Source organism: Spiribacter pallidus, assembly GCF_040838495.1.
GTDB lineage: Bacteria > Pseudomonadota > Gammaproteobacteria > Nitrococcales > Nitrococcaceae > Spiribacter > Spiribacter pallidus.
The window spans coordinates 368935-387708 of record NZ_JBAKFM010000002.1 but is presented as its reverse complement, the minus strand read 5'-3'; the positions used below and the strand labels follow the sequence as shown (position 1 = coordinate 387708).

Sequence of the window (18774 nt, the reverse complement as noted above, 5' to 3'; positions counted from 1 at the left end):
GAGAATCTTATCGTTAGGCAATGCAACCATCACCCCTTACCCGTATCCTGCGCGCAAGTGACGGGGCCACCTTGCCCCTACTTTAAAACCGACAGACTCCAATCAAACACGATAACCTGCTGCCGAATGCGATACCGAACGAGACAATGCGCTGACTGCGGCGAGACCAAGGACGCGCTCTACCGGTGTCGGTACGGCGCGGTCAGTGACTGGGTTTTCCTCTGTAGTGCTTGCCTCGATGTCGTCAAAACCCCCCATCCCGAGACCTATAGTACGGCGGCACCTGGAAAAGCCGAAAGCGCTAGCGCCCTGTCAAAATTACACACCGCAAAACTCCAAAGATTCCATGCCCCCAAAAGCGTCCTCACAAAGCCCCTCACTCATGGCCGCCGCCCGGGAGCTGGCTGCCAGCCTGGTTGACTGGTCAGTCGATGTCATCGACCCGGTGTTAATGAGGCTGTGTGATGCCCACGCGCCCGGCTATCCGGGGGTTCGCTACCGCATTGGTTGCGGCCGGCAGACCTGCTATCGGCATCAACCTGGTGGCAGGGGCCATACCATCACCTATGGGGTTGGCATGGTCGCCGACCACCTGTGCGGCAACCATCATCAATGGACCCACACCCGCGAGATCGCCCGCCACCGATTCGTCGATGGCAATACATCGCCGCCCTGTGCCCTCGCTCATATCGCTATCCATGAGACCGCGCACGCCCTGCAAAGCCACCGCGGCGGGCGCCGGCGAGGCAGCGTCCACAATGCCGCCTTCTACAAGGCGGTGGGCGATCTCTATGATGCGCTTGGGCGCGACCGCCTCATGGACGGAACCCGGCAGTTAGAGCGGGCCTTTGTTCAGGGCAGAGCGAGCGCCGGTGTGACGGGCGCGGAAGGCAAGCCAGACCCTCGCGCACCGATCAACCCGGCGACGAAATTCTGCAAAGGCCAGCAGGTCTGCTTTGCGACGCCACAGGGCCAGGTGATCACCGCGCACATCGATCGGGTCAATAAAGTCACCTGCACGGTGACCTGCATGCAGTCCGGTCAGGGCTATCGGGTGCCGCATGCGCTGTTGTGGCCATAACCTGGCGGGGCGTTGCGCTTGGACAATCGCTTTCAGGTGGCCGGCCAGTTCCAGTGCTTTGTAAAGTCGGTTGGAAATCGGCTGCTAACGCCTTTTTGCACGCAGCTCACCGGGATCAGGCAAGGCGGTGTTGAGACCGCCGAGATTTTCCCGAAGGCATTGCTCATGTGGCGGGAGATAACGGACTGATCCCGCCGGAAAAGCTCGCTGAAGCTGGGCCTGCGATAGCCAGAAGGTCCTCTTTTCGAGTCGAACCTCGAATATCCCGTTCTCGGCCTCGTAAATGGCGATCTCGTCTGTCTGATTGCCCTCGGCCATGCGCTCACAACAGTGAAAGCTCGATGATCACGACGATGACAAGCCCTGCGGCCGCCGGCCAGATCCGGCGGATCAACAGGGCGAAGACCACCAGGGGGACGAGCAGCGTCAGTGCCCCCATGATATGCGGCAGCTGCGCGACGCCGGAAAGGGCCATGGTCCAAATGCGCACCCCCGCCAACGCGCCAAGCGCGAGTGCCCACCAGACCGCACGATTGTCAAAAAACGATGCCATCGTCTTCTCCGTCGCGGCTCAGGGCGTCTCGGCGCGTGACATGATCAGCGCCGATGACGCCAATAAATCCAATAGCTCGGTTTGCAGGATTGTTTTCGGCCCAACGGCAAGGCCCGCTCACTCCCCCGCCGTTGCCAGATAACGATCCAGCGCGTCGGCAAAGCGTTTTCGGTCGGCGGCGGTCAGCGCCGAGGGGCCACCGGTGTGGATGCCACTGCCCCGCAGCGTTTCCATAAAATCCCGCATCTGCAGCCGGCTGCGGATGTTCTCGCGGGTCTGCGCCTCGCCGCGGGGCGTTAACACCAATGCCCCCTTTTCGATGACTTCGGCTGCCAGCGGAATATCCGCGGTCACCACCAGATCCCCGCTTGAGACACGGCGGACGATTTCGTCATCGGCCACATCAAACCCGGCCGCCACCTGGACGCTGTCGATGAGTTTCGATGGCGGCGTCTGGATGGGCTGATTGGCGATCAAGGTAAGCCGTATCCCCACGCGCTCAGCGGCGCGAAAGAGGATCTCCTTGATGACCCCCGGACAGGCATCGGCATCGACCCACAGGTGCATGCTCATCTAGCGTGCCGGAGCACAGGCCATGCCCCATAGCCCCCGCTGCGCGGCCCGGGCTTGTTGCTCGAGTTTGAGGTACTGCACCTTGCGATCGGCCGGATAGGCCCGGGGCACCCAACCCCAGCCCTGCTCGATGTAGGTGGCATTGAGATCGGCGTCGCGCTCATCCAGGTGGTGGATATAGACGAGCAAGCGACCATCGCCGGTACGCCGGTCCCGGCTATCCCACTCCACCCACACCCGCCGGCCCTGAAGCAGTCGATGGGCGATGTCGGCGACGTAGGCGGCGGCGCATTCCGCCTCGCCCCGGCCCGGGGCGTCAACGCCCAGTAAATTGGCGCGGTATTCGACGCCGGGGCGCTGTGGCGCGTCGGGGAATCGCAATACCAGTGTGTCGCCGTCCACCACGCGGGTGACCACCGCCACCTGAGGCTCAAAGACAAGCGCGTGGGCCGATGGCAGTCCGGCGGACAACAACAGGGCGGCGCCAATCCACCACCAACGCGAAAACCCGCGCATCAATCACATCCCAGCTGGGTGGCAAGCGATATCAGATCATCGGCGATGAAATCCGGCGTGGGCACCGCCGCGACGTCGATCACCGCATTCCCGGGTCGCCGGACAAACGCCCCCTGGCAGCCCAGGGCCTGGGCACCAATGGTATCCCAGACGTGGCAGGCCACCAGACAGAGATCGCCGGTGCCCACCCCCAGCCGCTGCGCGATCTGCTGATAACACGCCGGGGCCGGCTTGAACGCCCCCACCGTATCGACGCTGAAGTGATCCTCAAAGTAATCCGCGACCCCTGCATCGTCCAGCGGCGAAGGTCCGGCCGGCGGCGGCGAGTTGGTCAGTGTCACCAGGCGGAAGCCCGCCTCGCGCAGACGCCACAGACCCGGGGCCACATCCGGGTGGGCCGGCATGCGGCGGATCGCCTCGCCAAGGGATCGGGTATGGGCGTCGGTTATCTCGACACCCGCCACCTCACCGCGCATACGCAAAACGGCGGCGGCCAATTCATTGAACGGCCGGTAATAACCAGCAACAGTGAGGGTCTGCGAGTAGAGAATGAGCTCGGCAAACCAGTCGCGCAGGGCCCGTGGTTCGCCGAACAACTCGTTGAAAAACGGCTCGAGCACGCGCAGGTCGAGCAGCGTTTCATTGACATCAAAAACAAGGACCGGGGCAGGTCTAGGCGACATCACATCAACTCGACACAGCAACCGCCACACCATCGGCCACTTGGGCACCCGAGACAAGGGCCGACTCGACACTCGCCATGCGCGCATCGGTTGCGACGTAGTCCCCGCAAAAGGCCACCCGGGCCTCGGGGCAGACCGCGAGGGCGGCGGGCAGCGGTTCGCCTTCGGCAAAGGCGTTGCCCCAGCGGTGCATCAGCGGGCCGAATGCGCAATCAGCCGGGTCAGGCGTTGGCAGGCCTGGCATCCCGGCCAGGGCGGCGAGCAGATCGTCGATGATCTCGCCCTCGCGATCGGCGCTTGATGAGGCATCCCCCACCCGGGCCGCGCTCGAGGAGGCACCATAGACCCCGGCATTACTGCGGGCGTACTCCGCGGTGGAGTGCAGCACCACCGCGCAGCTTTGCCCCTCAAGGGGCTGGATGGATACCTTGGCAAGCGTAGGGTGCCCCTCGATCAGCCCGTCCTCAAAGCCCAGCGCCCGCCAGGGCTCGGCGGCTTGACCGGTCAAGTGGCAAAACACCGTTAAAACCGGCGCCGCCCCCTGGCCGGCGATCACCGCCAGCGCCTCATCCAGACGCGCATCCGAGAGCCCGGCGGCGGCCTGGACCAGCGGCGGTTGGCCACCAAAGGTTTTCGACCACCGTGGATGGGCTATACCGCTGCCGGCGACCACCAGCCAGTCGGCGCTGCCGATGGCCTCGCCCTGCTTGTCCGTGAGATGCCATCGGCTGCCTGCCTCCGGGGAGCGGTGGAGCCCGCGGACCATTTCCGTATAGCGGGGCTGGATGGCATCAATCGGCTGGCCCTTGGCGTCCTGTAACAGCCCCTGCGCCAGGTTGGCCATCTCGCCATCCGCACCGCGGATCAACGCGACCCCGTCCGGCACGGGGCGATCCCGGCAGTCGCCCGAGGCCGCATCGATGACCACGCGCGCCCCGGTATACGGTTCGACCGCCTCGCCCAACGCATCGATCAGCGCCCGGCCCGAGGCGGTGGTGATATCGGCATAGGGCGCGCCGTGGTTGACCCGAAACTCCGGCACGGCCCGTGTCCGGCGGGTCGCCGCTCGGCCGCCGGGGCCGCGGCCGATCTCGTAGAGTGAGATGGCCTCGACCTGATCGGGCATCGCTTGCGCCAGATGCCGGGCGGCCGAGGTGCCGGCCAGACCGGCGCCGATCACCGCAATGCGAAGGCCATCCGTTGCCTGCGTCTGCCGGGTGGGTGCTGTCATTCAAACCTCTGGGTTGGTTCAACCGCGGCCGCGGTAAGGGGTGACACCCTGCTCGGGGATCCAGACATCCGCCGGCGGCTCGCCGGTCTGGTAGAAAACATCAATCGGGATGCCCCCGCGCGGGTACCAGTAGCCGCCGATGCGCAGCCAGCGCGGCTCGAGCAGCTCCACCAGCCGCCGCGCCACGGTCATGGTGCAGTCCTCGTGAAAAGCCCCGTGGTTGCGGAACGAGAAAAGAAAAAGCTTGAGCGATTTGCTCTCCACCAGCCATTCGCCTGGGACGTAGTCGATGACAAGCTGGGCAAAATCGGGCTGTCCGGTCATCGGGCAGATCGAGGTGAACTCCGGCGCGGTAAACCGCGCCACATACCCAAAACCGGCCTGCGGGTTGGGTACACGCTCGAGGGTGGCCTCGTCGGGCGAGGCAGGAAGGCCGCTGTCCTGGCCCAGCTGGGTGAGCCCGGCGTAGGTGGTGTCGGTGGTCATGGGCGTCCTTTGTCTTGAGTAAAACGCCGTTCATCCTATCACCCACAAAAAACGCCGGGACCCGAAGGCCCCGGCGTTGTCACCAGCAGAGCCGGTGGTCTAGAAAACGCCCTGGATGCTCTCCCGGGCCTCGTCATTGAGCCAGCTCATCCACTCGTCTTTGTTGTTCTCGAGATAGTGGACGGCCGCCTCATCCAGCGTCGCGTTGTTGTCCTCATGCCAGGCAAGCAGCGCATTCATCGCGTCGTTGCTAAATGACATGTTCTGCATGAACGCGAACACCTCGGGCTCACGATCGGCAAGATCGGTGGTCACCACATTGAACACCGGCGCGGCGGGGTAGCCGCTGACGCCCACTTCGCCGCACTCCGGATCGATGTTGCACTCGTACACCGACTCATTGACCGGGCCCAGGTCGACGCTCACCAGGTCGTACTTGCCAAGCGGCGCCGTCGGCCCCCAGTAATAACCGAAGTAAGGCTCGTCGTTTTCCATGGCGGAGACCAGCGCCGATTTCAGCGTCTCGCCCGAGCCGTGGTTGAAGACATCCATGCCGTGGGCCTCAAAGTCAAAGGCCTCGATGAGCGAGTCGTTGTTGATACGACAGCCCCAGCCGTCCGGGCAGTTATGGAACACTCCACCGACCAGATCGGGGTTGGCGAGCACCCCCTCGATGGTGGCCAGCTCCGGATGCGCTTCGACCAGATCCGCCGGTACCAGCCAGTGCTCGGTGCCGCCCTGTGAGAAGGCGTCCGAGGCCTTCACGACTTTGCCTTCCTCGGCAAGGTCATAGTAAGCGGGCGCGCCATTGGGCCAGAACTCGGGGACGATATCCGGTTCGTTGTTCTCGGCCAGCGATGTAATGGCCGTTGTGGTGGCGGATGGGACAACGGTGACATCACAACCGTACCCCTGCGTGAGGATGAACTCGGTGATCGAGGCAATGATGCCGCCAGAGGTCCAGTTCATCTCTCCCACGGAGACTTTGCCACAGTCGGCGTTTGCCGCCACGGGGGACAGCGCACCGGCAAGGGCCAAGGCGTACAGGGAACGCTTGTTCATAGATCAACTCCTTTTTCCTTGCGTTTGACCAAACCGTCCTGACACCCATGTCAGCTGGATCCTGACCGGCGAGAGACGGTTGCGCTCGGGTCATACGAAAGGAAAAGAGCCGGATCAGGTATCCAGCTGCGCTTAACTGTAGACCAATTTTTTTGAACGGTTCAACCAAAGCGCCTTGTGCCCGGCGCGCAACCGCGGCGGGTATCTGCCCTTTAAGTATCGAGCACCGGCCTAGTCGGTCTGCCCGGCGCGGCTTTTGAGATCGGCAAGAATGGCCTCGCCCACCTTGATATGCATCTGTGCCTGCTGTCGCGCGGCCAGCCGGCGGGCGCCCGGCAGGCGGGCCTCGGGCTGGTCGGCGATCATCGCGCACATGGCATTCACCCGGTCGGCGAAGCCGGCGCCGGCCTGGAAAAACGCCGGGTCGATGGCGATGAATAATTGCCCCAGCCGCGGGGCCGGGCCCTCGGCGTCGAATAGCGATGAGGCCTCGTAGGCAAAAGACGAGCCGGTCAGCCCGGCGGCGAGGAGCTCGACCATCAGGGCCAGCGCCGCACCTTTGGCCTCGCCCATGGGCAGGACGCTGCCGGCCATCGCGGCATCGGCATCGGTGGTGGCCCGTCCCTCGGCATCCAGGGCCCAGCCCTCGGGGATAGGATCGCCCCGGCGCTGGGCCATCATGATCTTGCCCCGGGCGACCCGGCTGACCGACAGATCTACCACCAGCGGCGCCTCCCCGGTCCGGGGCGCCGCAAAGGCGATGGGGTCGGTGCCGAAAAGCGGCCGCTTGCCGCCCCACGGGGCGATCGCCGCCGGTGCATTGCCAAAGCCAAGCCCGACCAACCCTTGGTCGGCCAGTCGCTCGACAAAATGACCGGCGACACCGAAGTGATGGGAATTGGTGATGGCCACCGCCGCAATCCCGTGCCGCTGCGCCTGGGTGAGTAACGGCTGAGACCCGGCATCAAGCGCTGGATAGGCAAAGCCGGTGCCGGCATCGACCCTGACCACGCCACCCTTAGTATCTACGCTCGGTGTGGCCTGCCCGGCCACTTTGCCCGCCGCCACTTGGTCGGCATAAAACGCCACCCGGGATAGCCCGTGCGAGGCGATGTCATCGCGCTCGGCGGCGATCAGCGCCTCGGCCACCGAGGCGGCATTCTCCGGCGAGGTGCCGGCGCGCTCGAGGGCGGCAGCGGCAAGGGATCGAGCGGTATCAATGCGAATGGCGGTCACGGTATTCAGCACACGTCGTTGCCCATAACCCGCGCATCTTATCGCCCCCGCAATGCCCAGGGACAGCCAGGCGAGTCAGCGACCGGCTCGATCAAGCCGGGATCATCGTTGGCGGGACGATTGACCCGCGTATCCACCGACCAGGCCTTCAGTGCCGTCGGCGTCAGGGCCCGGGCCGCAGCCTTGACCGCATCGCGGGTGTTCCGGTCAGGATCCAGCCAGGCGCTGTAGCAAGCCGGATCCAGTACCAGCGGCATCCGCGGGTGAATGCGACGGATCGGCGCCGCCGCCGGCTGGGTGATGATGGCAAAGCTGCCGGCACTGTGCTCGCGGGGTGGATCGTAGATCCCGGCAAAGAAAAGCGGGCCGTGTGCAGCGGTGATGTAGAAGGGGGTTTTGCCAGACTCACCCTTTTGCCACTCAAACCAGCCACTCGCCGGTACCAGGCAGCGGTAGCGGGCAAAGGCATCGCGAAAAAACGCGGATGTCGCCACTTTCTCGGCCCGGGCATTGATCGGTTGTGGGGCATCCTCCCCGGCCCAGACCGGGCGGTATCCCCACCCGAGTGTCTCGAACACGACCCCGCCCTCGCGATCGGCGTGGGTCACCCACTGCGCCGTGCCCGGCGGGATATTAAAGGATGACTCAACGGCCGGCGCCTGAGCCGCACCGACGGCTTCGGCGAGCTGCTGACCGGAGGCATGAAGGGCAAAACGACCACACATCGGTACAGCTTCGGCCATCCGGCACGACGGCCGCAATCACCGCTTGGCTCAGACCGGCTTTGACATCCTGACCGACGGCCACCACCGTGGGTGGATATCATCCCTCGTTTTATTGGAGATCATCCATGCCCCAGGCCAATGCCTACGCCGCCCAGTCCGAGCAGTCCGTTCTTGCCCCGCACACCATCGAGCGCCGCGCGCTGCGCCCCGATGACGTGGCCATCGCGATCGACTACTGCGGCGTCTGCCACACCGACATCCACTTTGCCCAGAACGACTGGGGCATGACGCAGTACCCGGTCGTCCCGGGCCACGAGATCGTCGGCCGCGTCACGGCGGTCGGCAGCGCGGTCAGCGGCTTCAAGCCCGGCGACGTGGTCGGCGTTGGCTGCATGGTCGATTCCTGCCGCCACTGCGACCCCTGCCAGGAGGGGCTTGAGCAGTACTGCCTCGAAGGCCCGACGCTGACCTACAACGGACAGGATCGACACGATCACACCGTCACCTTTGGCGGTTATTCCGAGGCGATCGTGGTCAGTGACCGGTTTGTGGTCAGCATCCCCGAGGCGCTGGATCCCGCCGCCGCCGCGCCGCTGCTCTGCGCCGGGATCACCACCTATTCGCCGCTACGCCACTATGGCGTGAAAGCCGGCGACAAGGTCGGGGTGATCGGCATGGGCGGCCTGGGACATATGGGGATTAAGTTTGCCAAGGCATTGGGGGCCGAGGTGACGGTTTTCACCCGCTCGCCGGAGAAGGTCGACGAAGCCAGGGCCCAGGGCGCCTCGCAGGTCATTGTCTCGACGGACGAAGCGCAGATGGAAGCCGCGGCCGGCTCGTTTGATTTCATGCTCGACACCGTCCCCGTGCAGCACGATCTCAACCCCTATCTGGCGCTGCTGCGGCACGATGGCACGCATATCCTGGTCGGCCTGCTCGAGCCGGTGGAGCCGCCGCTCAACGCCGGTAACCTGGTTTTCGGCCGCCGGGTACTGGCCGGCTCGCTCATCGGCGGCATGCCCGAGACCCAGGGGGTGCTCGATTTCTGTGCGGCGCACGGCATCGCCTGCGATGTCGAGATGCTCGATATCCGCAACATCAACGAAGCCTACGAGCGGGTCAAAAAAGGCGATGTCAAGTACCGCTTTGTCATTGATATGGCGACATTGAAGGTCGATGGCTAACGGCATTGGCAGCGGCGACAGCCAGTTGCGCCGAGGTGCATATGACGGACACGACCCAATACCGATTCGATGATCTCAGATCAGCCTGCGCCGAGGACTGGCGGGCCTACATCCGGCACGACTTCGTCGCCCAGCTCGCCGACGCCACGCTGCCCCGCGCGTCCTTTGAGCACTACCTCAAGCAGGACTATCTCTTCCTGATTCACTTCGCGCGCGCCTTTGCGCTTGCCGCCTACAAAAGCCGCACCCTCGCCGACCTGCGTCAGGCCCACGAGGGGCTGAAGGCCATCGTCGATCTCGAGCTGGGACTGCATGTGGACTACTGCCAGGAATGGGGCATCCGTGAGGCCGAGCTTGAAGCGCTGCCCGAGGCCCGCGCCACCATGGCCTATACCCGCTATGTGCTGGACACCGGCCATCGCGGCGATCTGCTGGATCTGCATGTGGCCCTCGCCCCCTGCGTCATCGGCTATGGCGAGATCGCCAACTGGATCAACCAGCGCCCCAGCACCGTGCGTGGCGCGGACAACCCTTACGACGCCTGGATCGCCATGTACGCGAGCACCGAGTTCCAGGACGCCATGCGGGCCGAGCAGGAATGGCTCGACGCCCGGCTGGCCGAGGTCACCCCGGCGCGTTTCCAGGAACTGGTCATGGTCTTCCGTGACGCGACCCGGCTCGAGATCGACTTCTGGGCGATGGGCCTTGAACGCCGGGCCTAGTCACCATGCCTCCCGCCTGATCAGAGTCAACCAAAACCGCATTCGGCTTGTCTAAGCTCATGGCATCCATACGCCAACGAGAGGAACAAGCCATGAAAGCACTCGTCTATCACGGCCCCGGCAAACGGCAGTGGGAAGACAAACCCGATCCGGCAATCGAGCACCCGACCGACGCCGTCGTGCGCATTACCCATACCACCATCTGCGGCACTGACCTGCATATCCTCAAGGGCGACGTCCCCACCTGTGAGCCCGGCCGGACACTCGGACATGAGGGGGTTGGCGTGGTTGAATCCGTCGGCGACGGTGTCGCCACGCTCAAGCCCGGCGATCAGGTGTTGATCGCCTGCATCACCTCCTGTGGCCGCTGCGATTACTGCAAGCAGGGCATGTACTCGCACTGCCGCGACGGGGGCTGGATCCTGGGCCATATGATCGACGGCACCCAGGCGGAGTCCGTGCGCATCCCCCACGCCGACAACAGCCTCTACAAGCTGCCCGAGGGCCTCGACCCGGAATCCGCGGTGATGCTGAGCGACATCCTGCCCACGGGCCATGAGATCGGCGCCCTCAACGGCGAGGTCGGCCTTGGCGATACGGTTGCCATCGTCGGCTCGGGGCCCATCGGCCTTGCCGCGCTGCTTACCGCGCGCTTCTACTCGCCAGCGCGGATCATCATGATCGACCCGGATGGGAACCGCCTCGAGACGGCCCGCCAGCTGGGTGCGACCGACATCATCAGTAACGACCCGGTGGAGGCCATCATGGAGATGACCGGCGGGGAAGGCGTTGATGTGGCCATGGAGGCGGTCGGCATCCCCGAGACCTTCGACACCTGTCAGCGCATCGTCCGCGCCGGCGGTCATATCGCCAACATCGGCGTGCATGGCACCAGCGTGGACCTGCAGATTCAGGACCTGTGGATCCAGAACGTGACCATCCGCACGGGCCTTGTGAATACGAACACCATTCCGGTGCTAATGCGGATCCTCGAATCCGGCGGTGTCGACGCCCAAAGCCTGATCACGCATCACTTCGGGCTGGATGAGATCGAAAAGGCCTACGACGTCTTCGGCGATGCAGCCAACCAGAAGGCGATCAAGATGATCCTGACGGCGTAGGGCCGTCCCCTCACCGGCCAGCAGCGCTTCGAGCCCGCGCGGAGCGGTTGCGAAGAAGTCGGTCACTGGAGGTCACTGTCCGACCAGCGCCTCCCGTGTCCACTCCCGATCCGACGATTCACCACGGGTGTTCAACGTCACGGATTGCTCTCGGGCCCGCTTCCGGCGAGTGGCCGCCTCAAAAAGCTGGTCACTTGAGGCATGCGGATTATCAAGGGAAACCCCCTTGCTCAATCCTTACTCAGGCAAGGTCAAAGATTGGCCGGCCGGGCAAACATCTGCAGCACCGGTAGCCGGGCCTCGATAGCCGCGCGCATCGGTTCATGCGCGTCGGTGAGCTTAAGCGCCTCGCCAAGGGACTCGGCCGGCTCATCCACCGCAAAGCCCGGGTCATCGGTGGCGATCTCAAAGAGCATACCGCCGGGCTCGCGGAAATAGACGGACTTGAAATAAAACCGGTCCACCTCCCCGGACGACGGCAGGCGTATGGCCTGTACGCGCTCGAGCATCTCGAGCAGTGCCGAGCGGTCCGCGACACGGAACGCAATGTGATGCACCGTGCCATAGCCTGGCTGGCCGGGGGCGGCCTCATTGAATAAATACAGCTGATCCCCAGTGCCCTCCCCCGGAGCGCGAAACCAGCGGCCATCGGTATCCGCGGCGCCCTCGGCATAGCTTAGTAATTCAGTCAGCACCTGCGCGGTAGCGTCCGGCCGGTAGCTGGAGAGCGTCATCCCGGCAAACCGCTGAATGGCCATGCCGGCGGGCAGACCCGGCGCCTGCCAGATGTCTGCGTCTGCATCGGCGGGAACGCCTTCCGTCGTGCCCTGTCCCACCAGCGCCAGCGGGAGGCCGTCGGGGTCGGTGAAATGCAGAGAAGGTGTTCCCTCTTTTATTGAACCACTCCGCACCTGAACCCCGGCCTGTGTCAGGCGCGCCCGCCATTCAGGCAAGGATTCCGCTGGCACCGCAAACCGCGTCTCCAGCGGCTGTCCCCGCCCGGGTTGCCCCGCCGGCACACCCGGAAACGGGAAAAACGTCATCGCCGTTCCGGGTCGGCCCAGGGCATCGCCGTAGTAGAGGTGATAGGTAAACGGATCGTCCTGGTTGACGGTCTTTTTCACCAGCCGCAGGCCGAGGACGCCGGCGTAGAAATCGAGATTGCACTGCGGGTCGGCGGCCACGGCGGTTATATGGTGGAGGCCTTTAATCAAACTCATTCAGAAAGGGTAGCAAGCTGAGCGTTTAAGTCGGCAGATGCTACGCCGCAGTGAGTTCCACCTTGTGGACCTTATCCAGTGCTATGGTCTGACCCGCATGCCAGAGGTCGTAAGCGTCCTGCATGGCCAGCCAACTCTGCGGTGTACGGCCTAGTGCCTTGGCAAGTCTTAACGCCATCTCCGGGCTGACCCCGCTCTGCTGTTTCAGGATCCGATTCAACGTGGATGGGGATACATCCAACCGCTCGGCCAGATAACGGCAGCTCAGTCCGTGGGGCTCCATGTACGTCGCCAGAATGAACTCACCAGGATGTGGAGGGTTGTACATAGACATTAGTGGTAATCCTCATAATCAAGCAGGTACGCATTGCCGTCTGAAAACTCGAAGGTCAAGCGCCAGTTACCGCTTACGGTAATGGCCCATATACCCTTTCGATTCCCTTTTAGGGGGTGCAACCCGTATCCAGGAATATCCAGATCAGCAATCTCAACTGCGGTATCCAAGGCTGCCAGCTGCATTCTCAGCCGTTTGGCATGGTCTGTCTGGATACCGCGGGTGCTCCCTGTCTCGTAGTAACGGCGCAATCCCTTGTGCTTGAAAGACATGATCATTGGCATTAGTGTAGCGCGTTGCGCAACCGCGTCAAGACGTAAGATTCCCCATCCTGCTAGGCCTTGCCATCGACGCAGATGTTGACGTATTGGATGCAGCTAAAGCCGTCGCCAGCGCTGGTGCGTGCGCAAAATGGGGAAAAGGGGCCCATCCGGCAGGACTTAACTTTGGTGACTGCTTTGCCTACGTCTGAGCCAAGGCCAACAACCTGCCGCTGCTCTACACTGGCGATGATTTTCCCAAGGCGGATGTGCCATCAGCGCTTTGAGGCGCTCGACTAAGTATCACCATCTGAGGGGCGATTCAGCAAGCGGTCCAGGGACTCGTTATGGCGCCGGACGGTGTGGTCGCCCCAGATGATCGCCGCAATCCAGCAAAGGATCGGGCCAATAACCGTCCCTGCGCTCGCAATCGCGATCAGGATCAACACGATGCCCCCTGCCGCACTCGAGTAGAACACCCCAAGCGGACCGAAAAGGAACGTTAGGATCGCGGAGGTCGCGCGGGATTTCTGGCGCAGGTTCATGGGGCTCCGGGTTTCCTTGAACGTTTAACCGAGTGTTGCCACGTACTCCGCCAATGCTCGCAGATCCCCGATCTCTTCTTCCATTGCCTCTGAATTCGCCTAAATCAGCCCCTCGAACCAGGTCTCGGGCGGATAGTCATTGACCTCCCTTGCAGTTGCCCTGGAGATTGGATGCTATATTGCGGCCTTCCCTGGCCGGATCCGGTATCTGGCACCGGCGCATCCCATACAGACCGTACCCTATCGGTAAAGACCGTCAGATGGTGTCGGAGGGAAGGCGCTGCCGGAACTCAAAAATGCACCCACGCCTTGGTGCTTGCAGCTTAGAATTAGATCGCGATCTTAAAACGTAACGTTTCGGGTATCCGTCATGCGTTTGGGTGAAAGGGCGGCATTCACGCCCATGACGGCCGGGAAATGGCGCCATCAGCGCTCAAGCCTGACCACATCTCAGTCAGCTCGCCTCGCCGCCCAGGGATAACTTGCTCCGGACATGGCCGATTGACACGACCTGAATACGCGCCAGCAAGGTATAGGGCTGCACGGCTAGCCACTTAGCGAGAGCTCAATCACCACGACAACAGCCAATCCAACCGCCGCCGGCCAGACACGGCGGAAAAACAGCCCCGCCAGCACCAAAGGGACGAGCAGGGTCAGCGCCGCGACCAGGTGCGGTAACTGCGCGTCGCCGCTAATCACCATTGCCCAGACGCGAACGGCACCGAGGGCGCCCAGTGCCACTACCCAGGCCGCCTGACTGGTCAACCGCCCGCTCACAGGCCCTGCCAATGTGGGCCGAACGTATCGATGGGGATCTTGAGATAGCTCACGCCGTTGGCCTCGGCGGGCGGGAGCACGCCGGCACGGATGTTGACCTGCACCGCGGGCAGGATGAGCGTGGGCATGGGCAGCGTCCGGTCGCGAGCCTCGCGCATCGCGACGAACTCGGTTTCGGTGGCGCCGGCGCCCACGTGGATGTTCTCCCGGCGCTCGTCGCCAATGGTGGTCTCGGACGCCGGGGCGCGGTAATCGGTGCCATAGTCGTGCAACACAAACACCCGCTGGTGGTCCGGCAGGCGATCCAAAAGCCGGTGGATGGAATGATACAACTCCGCCGCTGAACCGGCCGGAAAGTCGCAGCGAGCGGTTCCGGCATCGGGCAGAAAGAGCGTGTCCCCGACGAAGACCGCATCGCCGATGACATAACTCACGTGGTCGCTGGTATGCCCCGGGGTGTGGATGACCTCGGCAGGCAGATCGCCCACGGTGAAGGTCTCTCCGTCGGCGAAAAGCCGATCGAACTGTCGACCATCCGCGGTGAAATCGGCGCTGAGGTTGAAAAGCGCAACGAACCGCGCCTGCACCTCGGTAATCCGCTCGCCAATGCCAACGGGCGCCTCGAAATGGGGCTTGAGCCATGCCGCGGCCGTGAGGTGATCGGCATGGGCGTGGGTCTCGAGTAGCCAGACAACGGTGAGGCTTTCTGCCTCTACGATATCGAGGACCTGCTGAGCCGTATCCGTGTCGGTGCGCCCGGCGGCCGGATCGTAATCGAGCACCGGATCAATGATCGCTGCCTGACGCGTCGCCGGGTCCCAGACCACGTACGAGAAGGTGTGGCTGGGCGCATGAAAGACAGACCGTACCATTGGGGTCATCGCCACACCCCCGATCGATCAGTCCTGCTGCTGAATACGATCAATAAACTCCCTCATGCGGCCCTGTTGGCCGAAAGCGCTCATCGATGGGGCCGGCCGACGCCATACCGGTGGCAGCGGCGGCCCAACCCGCAATGACAAGACTGGCGTGAGCGAGTATCGGCGTCGGCATGAACGCGCCTCATTCCCTTGAAACGGTTCAGAGCCTAAGGGGTCGGCTCCATGGTCGCAATGAAGGTCCGACCCGAGGTGTCGGATCTTTGGCTCACCTTCGACCTTGCGTTTTCAGACCCTCGCAAAAGGAGAAGCAGCGATGCGAATTGCGAAATCACTCACACTCCCACTCATCATGGCAGGCCTGACCACGCCGGCTTTTGCCGTGGAGCAAGGTGAGACCTATGTCGGTGGTGGCCTCGGGATGATCAACTACGAAGAGGATGGCGTAGCGGACGCTGAACCCACTGCGCTCATTGGCCGGCTCGGTTACGGGGTTGCAGACAATGTCGCTATCGAAGGCCGCCTTGGATTTGGCCTGACCGACGACGAGGTCACCATCCGCGGTGTGGACGTGGACGTCGAGGTCGACCAGGTCGCGGGGGCCTACGTCGTCGGCTATCTGCCAGTGGCTGACCCATTCTCTGTCTACGGGCTCGCCGGGTTGACCTACGGGGAGTTGTCAGCCAACGCTTTTGGACTCTCATTCGACGAGGATGATACTGACTTTTCATACGGCCTGGGCGCCACGGTCGACCTGAACGACAGCGTATCGGGGTATGCCGAGTGGGTGCAGTATTTCGACGAGTCGAGCTATGAGACGAGCGCGCTTACGATCGGCGCGAATTATCACTTCTGATCGCTAGGTCCTGAGAAAGGCAACGCCTAGGCCCGGCTGTCTGACAGCCCGGGCCTAGGCCTATTGCCGGGGCGCATCAGTCGGCTAGCGTGATCTCAAAGTCGATCGGGTTACGCACCGTGTTGCCGATGGGCGAATAGAAATTGGCCCGCTGGACAATCTCATCGAGCGTTTCCCGCGGGGCATCACCCTCAATATCCACCCGAACGCGTACGGCCTGAATACCCATGTCCTCAGGCGCCGCTTCATGACCACCGGCGCCCCATGCTGCGGGGTTGCCAATATCGCCTTCGAGGTGCAGCTCCAGCTTTTTCAGGGGTATCTGCTTCCAGGTGGCGATTGCTGTGATACCCACAGCCAGACAGCCACCAAGCGCCGAAAGCACCACCTCCGCCGGCGCCGGTGCCGTGTCCTCACCGAACAAATGCAGAGGCTCGTCGACCACCACCTCGTGGCCTCGAACATGACTGATGGTTCGGTATTGACCTTCCACGACGGTGTGAACCGTATTGGTACCGCGCGCGTTCGGGTTGTTGCGGCACTTCTCGGCGAAGCCGAGCAGACCCTCTCGGTCGATGGGCCGAAGATGCGCGGTAGCAGTGGATTGTGTTGAAACGTTACTCATGGTGAGAACTCCTCGCGGTGTTATGGGATATCAATTACCGGGTTGCCAGCTGACCTGGCGCATGAAAAAGACAACGATGCTATCGAGCAGATAGCCGATAACGCCGATCCACAGCACCAGCGCCGCCAACCGGTCGTAGGCAAGGATGTCACGGGCGTCGTTAATCGCGTACCCGAGGCCGCTGGTGACACCGAGATACTCGGCGGGCACGAGCACGACCCATGCAACACCTAGGGCGAGCCGTGTCCCGGCCAGGACATCCGGTGCGATGGCTGGCAAGATTAAACGCCTCAGCCGCCCCAGGAACGGCGCCCCCAGGTTGTGCGCCACCTGGGCATGCAACGGATCGATGCGTTGGACGGCAAACGTGGTCGAAAACAGAATCGGCCAAACCGCCGCCATGGTGATGAGAAAAATGATCGCGCCATCCCAGGTAGCAAACACCATCACGGCGATGGGCATCCAGGCGAGCGGACTTACCATCCGCAAAAGCTGGAATGGAAAGGCCGTCGCTCGCTGCAACATCTCCGACAGCCCGACCACGACGCCGGCGGGCACTGCAATGACCAATGCGATCAACATACCCCAGCCAATGCGCTGGAGGCTCGCGGTCGCGGCGTTGAGCAGATCTCCACTGACCAAGAGGCCCCACGCCGCCGGCAACGCCGCCGATGGCGCGAACCGGGTAAACGCGAACAGATCCGGCTGCGCGGCGATGTAGACGCCGCCCAGCCACCACAGCGCGAGCAGCGCGGCCACACCGGCGATCGGATAGCCGATGCGCTGGAGCAAGCGCCCCAGACGGCTGCCACCGAGTACGTCGATTGCGGCGAGTCGGCTCACAGTGACAACCGCTCCTCTCGGGTACGGGTGCCCAGATAATTGGCCTGCGGATACTGATTGAGGGCTTTGTCGATAAACCGGTAATCGACGAGATCACTTGCAACAAAATCCGGATCCAGTCCGTTCAAAAAGGTGCGGTCGCCCTCCACCAGCGTGCTGTTCATCTCACGGACAAGCCGCTTGGTGGCCGACGGATACGGATAGGGTGAAAAGTCGATGCGACCGGTCGACCAGTCCGGATGCTGCACGGCGCCCCGGTCACGGTACGCTGGCGTGTCGTAATGGGTCATGGCGCGTCGTACCACCTCGGCGGGCATCGGCAGATAGCCATCGCCATCACGGGACAGCATCCCGGCCACCTCCGCCTTGTGAGTCTGCGCATAATGCGCCCCACGCACGACCGCGTTAATGACCCGCTGCGTCCACTGCGGATTATCGGCGACCCGGTTTTCATTCATGCAGACCACGCAGCAGGGGTGGTTTTCCCACATATCGCCGGTAAAGCGCATCAACCGCCCGCCGGCGAGCAGCTCGCCCGCTGCATTGAACGGCTCGGCGACGATATAGCCATCGATCTGTCCGGCACCGAGACTAGCGGGCATCTCCGGCGGCGGCAGGATGAGCAGGTTGACCTGCCGTGGCCCGAGCGGCGCGTCCTGAGCCTGAATGACCGGTTCCAGGCCGGCCTGACGCAGCGCCATTTGCAGCAGCGTATTGTGAACCGAATACCAGTAGGGTACGGCGATCTGCGTGCCACCCAGATCGGCAAAGGACTGAATGTCTGACCGGCCGCCGACCACCAGCCCTGAACCGTTGACATGCGCCCAGGCCATAATTTTTACCGGGAAGTCGTTGTTGTAGCGCATCCACACCGGAATGGGCTTGAGCAGATGCACAAGGTTGAAGCGATCCCGCGCAAAACCTTCGACCAGGGCTGACCAGCTGCGGATAAGTTCGGGCGCTTCAACCTCAACCCCCTCATCTTCGTAAAATCCCATGGCATGAGCGGTCAGAAGCGAGGTGGCATCGGTGATTGGCAGATAGCCGATACGCAACACGGGATCGCGCCCGGATTGCGCCCGAGCGAAACCACTCGGCAGGGCCAGACCCGCCGCCAGACCACCGGCCGCTGCCAATCCGTCGAGGACAAATCGTCGGCGGTCCGCGTGGATCTCGTAATCGCGGCCAACGACATCGCTGCAGCCACAACCGTTGCGATGGTCGGCCGGTGTGTGTCGATGGTTCTTTTCATCGTTCATGGCG

The 18774-nt window shown here is 63.2% G+C and carries 24 protein-coding genes; 6 read left to right on the top strand and 18 right to left on the bottom strand.

Annotated features, from left to right (window positions below; all coding sequences use genetic code 11):
* The first annotated feature begins 346 nt into the window (after positions 1–346).
* Positions 347–1081, top strand: a complete 735-nt coding sequence (locus tag V6X73_RS05265; RefSeq protein ID WP_367991063.1) for a hypothetical protein — start codon at positions 347–349, stop codon at positions 1079–1081.
* A 12-nt stretch (positions 1082–1093) separates the two neighbouring features.
* Positions 1094–1270 carry a hypothetical protein gene (locus tag V6X73_RS05260; RefSeq protein WP_367972352.1) on the top strand — a complete coding sequence of 59 codons (177 nt, stop codon included), beginning with the start codon at positions 1094–1096 and terminating at the stop codon, positions 1268–1270.
* A 133-nt stretch (positions 1271–1403) separates the two neighbouring features.
* Here V6X73_RS05260 and V6X73_RS05255 read toward each other — a convergent pair whose 3' ends face one another.
* From V6X73_RS05255 to V6X73_RS05215, 9 genes are all read right to left on the bottom strand, one after another.
* On the bottom strand, positions 1404–1634 hold the full coding sequence (locus V6X73_RS05255) for a hypothetical protein (protein WP_367958639.1): 231 nt from the start codon (positions 1632–1634) through the stop codon (positions 1404–1406).
* 117 nt (positions 1635–1751) lie between these two features.
* A complete protein-coding gene (locus V6X73_RS05250; protein WP_367958999.1) occupies positions 1752–2201 on the bottom strand; it encodes a YaiI/YqxD family protein in 450 nt (149 codons plus the stop codon).
* 6 nt (positions 2202–2207) lie between these two features.
* Positions 2208–2723: a thermonuclease family protein gene (locus V6X73_RS05245; protein WP_367958640.1), complete on the bottom strand. Its 516-nt coding sequence runs from the start codon at positions 2721–2723 to the stop codon at positions 2208–2210.
* A complete protein-coding gene (locus V6X73_RS05240; RefSeq protein WP_367958641.1) occupies positions 2723–3406 on the bottom strand; it encodes a haloacid dehalogenase type II in 684 nt (227 codons plus the stop codon). The genes V6X73_RS05245 and V6X73_RS05240 overlap by 1 nt, the downstream gene beginning before the upstream one ends.
* Positions 3407–3410: 4 nt before the next feature.
* Positions 3411–4637 (bottom strand): NAD(P)-binding protein, encoded by a 1227-nt coding sequence (locus V6X73_RS05235; protein ID WP_367958642.1) that lies wholly within the window; start codon positions 4635–4637, stop codon positions 3411–3413.
* 18 nt (positions 4638–4655) lie between these two features.
* Positions 4656–5123 carry a preQ(1) synthase gene (gene queF / locus V6X73_RS05230; RefSeq protein WP_367958643.1) on the bottom strand — a complete coding sequence of 156 codons (468 nt, stop codon included), beginning with the start codon at positions 5121–5123 and terminating at the stop codon, positions 4656–4658.
* Between the two features lie 99 nt (positions 5124–5222).
* Positions 5223–6185 carry a glycine betaine ABC transporter substrate-binding protein gene (locus tag V6X73_RS05225; protein WP_367958644.1) on the bottom strand — a complete coding sequence of 321 codons (963 nt, stop codon included), beginning with the start codon at positions 6183–6185 and terminating at the stop codon, positions 5223–5225.
* Positions 6186–6416: 231 nt separating this feature from the next.
* Positions 6417–7433, bottom strand: a complete 1017-nt coding sequence (locus V6X73_RS05220; protein ID WP_367991061.1) for an Ldh family oxidoreductase — start codon at positions 7431–7433, stop codon at positions 6417–6419.
* Between the two features lie 26 nt (positions 7434–7459).
* A complete protein-coding gene (locus V6X73_RS05215) occupies positions 7460–8164 on the bottom strand; it encodes an SOS response-associated peptidase (RefSeq protein WP_367958646.1) in 705 nt (234 codons plus the stop codon).
* 107 nt (positions 8165–8271) lie between these two features.
* Here V6X73_RS05215 and V6X73_RS05210 point away from each other — a divergent pair, with 107 nt between their 5' ends.
* From V6X73_RS05210 to V6X73_RS05200, 3 genes are all read left to right on the top strand, one after another.
* Positions 8272–9330, top strand: a complete 1059-nt coding sequence (locus V6X73_RS05210) for an NAD(P)-dependent alcohol dehydrogenase (RefSeq protein ID WP_367958647.1) — start codon at positions 8272–8274, stop codon at positions 9328–9330.
* 41 nt (positions 9331–9371) lie between these two features.
* Positions 9372–10052 (top strand): thiaminase II, encoded by a 681-nt coding sequence (tenA, locus tag V6X73_RS05205; protein ID WP_367958648.1) that lies wholly within the window; start codon positions 9372–9374, stop codon positions 10050–10052.
* A gap of 92 nt (positions 10053–10144) precedes the next feature.
* On the top strand, positions 10145–11173 hold the full coding sequence (locus V6X73_RS05200; protein ID WP_367958649.1) for a zinc-dependent alcohol dehydrogenase family protein: 1029 nt from the start codon (positions 10145–10147) through the stop codon (positions 11171–11173).
* 251 nt (positions 11174–11424) lie between these two features.
* On the opposite strand, the gene V6X73_RS05195 is transcribed toward V6X73_RS05200, so the two are convergent.
* The 6 genes from V6X73_RS05195 to V6X73_RS05170 all read right to left on the bottom strand — a co-directional run bounded on the left by V6X73_RS05195 (position 11425) and on the right by V6X73_RS05170 (position 15181).
* Complete coding sequence (locus V6X73_RS05195; protein ID WP_367958650.1) at positions 11425–12393, bottom strand: ring-cleaving dioxygenase; 969 nt, start codon at positions 12391–12393, stop codon at positions 11425–11427.
* Between the two features lie 40 nt (positions 12394–12433).
* A complete protein-coding gene (locus V6X73_RS05190; protein ID WP_367958651.1) occupies positions 12434–12727 on the bottom strand; it encodes a HigA family addiction module antitoxin in 294 nt (97 codons plus the stop codon).
* Positions 12727–13005, bottom strand: coding sequence for a type II toxin-antitoxin system RelE/ParE family toxin (locus V6X73_RS05185; RefSeq protein WP_367958652.1), 279 nt, complete (start codon positions 13003–13005; stop codon positions 12727–12729). The genes V6X73_RS05190 and V6X73_RS05185 overlap by 1 nt, the downstream gene beginning before the upstream one ends.
* Positions 13006–13283: 278 nt before the next feature.
* Positions 13284–13532: a hypothetical protein gene (locus tag V6X73_RS05180; protein WP_367958653.1), complete on the bottom strand. Its 249-nt coding sequence runs from the start codon at positions 13530–13532 to the stop codon at positions 13284–13286.
* Positions 13533–14078: 546 nt separating this feature from the next.
* Positions 14079–14309 carry a hypothetical protein gene (locus V6X73_RS05175; RefSeq protein WP_367958654.1) on the bottom strand — a complete coding sequence of 77 codons (231 nt, stop codon included), beginning with the start codon at positions 14307–14309 and terminating at the stop codon, positions 14079–14081.
* Positions 14306–15181 carry an MBL fold metallo-hydrolase gene (locus tag V6X73_RS05170; RefSeq protein WP_367958656.1) on the bottom strand — a complete coding sequence of 292 codons (876 nt, stop codon included), beginning with the start codon at positions 15179–15181 and terminating at the stop codon, positions 14306–14308. The genes V6X73_RS05175 and V6X73_RS05170 overlap by 4 nt, the downstream gene beginning before the upstream one ends.
* Positions 15182–15503: 322 nt before the next feature.
* Between V6X73_RS05170 and V6X73_RS05165 the strand changes: the two genes are divergently transcribed.
* Complete coding sequence (locus V6X73_RS05165) at positions 15504–16043, top strand: porin family protein (protein WP_367958657.1); 540 nt, start codon at positions 15504–15506, stop codon at positions 16041–16043.
* Between the two features lie 76 nt (positions 16044–16119).
* Here V6X73_RS05165 and V6X73_RS05160 read toward each other — a convergent pair whose 3' ends face one another.
* The 3 genes from V6X73_RS05160 to V6X73_RS05150 are packed head-to-tail and all read right to left on the bottom strand — an operon-like array spanning position 16120 to position 18770.
* Positions 16120–16668, bottom strand: coding sequence for an OsmC family protein (locus tag V6X73_RS05160; RefSeq protein WP_367958658.1), 549 nt, complete (start codon positions 16666–16668; stop codon positions 16120–16122).
* Positions 16669–16698: 30 nt separating this feature from the next.
* Positions 16699–17511 (bottom strand): ABC transporter permease, encoded by an 813-nt coding sequence (locus V6X73_RS05155; RefSeq protein ID WP_367958659.1) that lies wholly within the window; start codon positions 17509–17511, stop codon positions 16699–16701.
* Positions 17508–18770, bottom strand: coding sequence for an ABC transporter substrate-binding protein (locus V6X73_RS05150; RefSeq protein WP_367958660.1), 1263 nt, complete (start codon positions 18768–18770; stop codon positions 17508–17510). Before V6X73_RS05150 ends, V6X73_RS05155 begins: the two co-directional genes overlap by 4 nt.
* Positions 18771–18774: the final 4 nt, after the last annotated feature.

Coding starts and splice junctions, on each gene's coding strand:
- V6X73_RS05210 (WP_367958647.1), top strand. CDS start 8,272: ATGCCCCAGGCCAATGCCTACGCCGCCCAGTCCGAGCAGTCCGTTCTT.
- V6X73_RS05180 (WP_367958653.1), bottom strand. CDS start 13,532: ATGAACCTGCGCCAGAAATCCCGCGCGACCTCCGCGATCCTAACGTTC.
- V6X73_RS05235 (WP_367958642.1), bottom strand. CDS start 4,637: ATGACAGCACCCACCCGGCAGACGCAGGCAACGGATGGCCTTCGCATT.
- V6X73_RS05215 (WP_367958646.1), bottom strand. CDS start 8,164: ATGGCCGAAGCTGTACCGATGTGTGGTCGTTTTGCCCTTCATGCCTCC.
- V6X73_RS05190 (WP_367958651.1), bottom strand. CDS start 12,727: ATGTCTATGTACAACCCTCCACATCCTGGTGAGTTCATTCTGGCGACG.
- V6X73_RS05255 (WP_367958639.1), bottom strand. CDS start 1,634: ATGGCATCGTTTTTTGACAATCGTGCGGTCTGGTGGGCACTCGCGCTT.
- V6X73_RS05195 (WP_367958650.1), bottom strand. CDS start 12,393: ATGAGTTTGATTAAAGGCCTCCACCATATAACCGCCGTGGCCGCCGAC.
- V6X73_RS05185 (WP_367958652.1), bottom strand. CDS start 13,005: ATGATCATGTCTTTCAAGCACAAGGGATTGCGCCGTTACTACGAGACA.
- V6X73_RS05165 (WP_367958657.1), top strand. CDS start 15,504: ATGCGAATTGCGAAATCACTCACACTCCCACTCATCATGGCAGGCCTG.
- V6X73_RS05245 (WP_367958640.1), bottom strand. CDS start 2,723: ATGCGCGGGTTTTCGCGTTGGTGGTGGATTGGCGCCGCCCTGTTGTTG.
- V6X73_RS05265 (WP_367991063.1), top strand. CDS start 347: ATGCCCCCAAAAGCGTCCTCACAAAGCCCCTCACTCATGGCCGCCGCC.
- V6X73_RS05150 (WP_367958660.1), bottom strand. CDS start 18,770: ATGAACGATGAAAAGAACCATCGACACACACCGGCCGACCATCGCAAC.
- tenA (WP_367958648.1), top strand. CDS start 9,372: ATGACGGACACGACCCAATACCGATTCGATGATCTCAGATCAGCCTGC.
- V6X73_RS05200 (WP_367958649.1), top strand. CDS start 10,145: ATGAAAGCACTCGTCTATCACGGCCCCGGCAAACGGCAGTGGGAAGAC.
- V6X73_RS05170 (WP_367958656.1), bottom strand. CDS start 15,181: ATGGTACGGTCTGTCTTTCATGCGCCCAGCCACACCTTCTCGTACGTG.
- queF (WP_367958643.1), bottom strand. CDS start 5,123: ATGACCACCGACACCACCTACGCCGGGCTCACCCAGCTGGGCCAGGAC.
- V6X73_RS05250 (WP_367958999.1), bottom strand. CDS start 2,201: ATGCACCTGTGGGTCGATGCCGATGCCTGTCCGGGGGTCATCAAGGAG.
- V6X73_RS05160 (WP_367958658.1), bottom strand. CDS start 16,668: ATGAGTAACGTTTCAACACAATCCACTGCTACCGCGCATCTTCGGCCC.
- V6X73_RS05240 (WP_367958641.1), bottom strand. CDS start 3,406: ATGTCGCCTAGACCTGCCCCGGTCCTTGTTTTTGATGTCAATGAAACG.
- V6X73_RS05225 (WP_367958644.1), bottom strand. CDS start 6,185: ATGAACAAGCGTTCCCTGTACGCCTTGGCCCTTGCCGGTGCGCTGTCC.